Annotated in this window: 1 protein-coding gene; it reads right to left on the reverse strand. The window is 62.6% G+C overall.

Annotated features, from left to right (window positions below; genetic code table 11):
* Window positions 1-265: 265 nt before the first annotated feature.
* A partial coding sequence (locus tag LH128_RS30575) for an IS1380 family transposase (RefSeq protein WP_008827843.1) occupies window positions 266-564 on the reverse strand: 299 nt, incomplete at its 5' end.

The following is a 564-nucleotide window of genomic DNA, read 5'->3' on the forward strand; positions in this document are numbered from 1 at the left end:
CCCTCCGTTTCCGAAGGCCGCCTGAATCACGCCAAGGCCGACAACTCAACGCGATTTATGAGTTTGCACCCTAGAGCATCGCCATCAAGGCTCTTAACCTCTCTTATTCACGACGCTCGGTTTCAGGCCCGCTCTGGGCATTTGCTGCCGCTGGCGGTGTTGCGCGGACGACCGGCATCGCTGGCGTTTGTTTCACCGCGATCGGATTGATGGGCTTTTCGGGTTGAAGGGCTGGGCTCGGAGTTCTGCGGCGCTGCCGCATGGGCTACGTCGGCGCAGGCTTGAGCCGAAGAACGAGGGCGCGGAACAGGTCGGCATCCGGACAGGCCGAAGCGAAGGCAATGCGGATGCGGCTAGCACTTTCTACGACGCGCGCAGCGACCTTGAGCAGCCGCAGGCGCAAGGTTGTAAACTCGGCGCTTGCCAGAGCAGTGGTCCTGGGCATCACCTGCTGGATGCGCCATAGCAGCCAGTAGGCGGCAGTGTGCAGGATCAGGCGCATCTGATTGGCATTGGCCGAGCGGCACGAGGTGCGATCACTGGCCAGCTGGGCCTTGTGCCGCT

Source organism: Sphingomonas sp. LH128 (assembly GCF_000293195.2).
Lineage (GTDB): Bacteria > Pseudomonadota > Alphaproteobacteria > Sphingomonadales > Sphingomonadaceae > Novosphingobium > Novosphingobium resinovorum_A.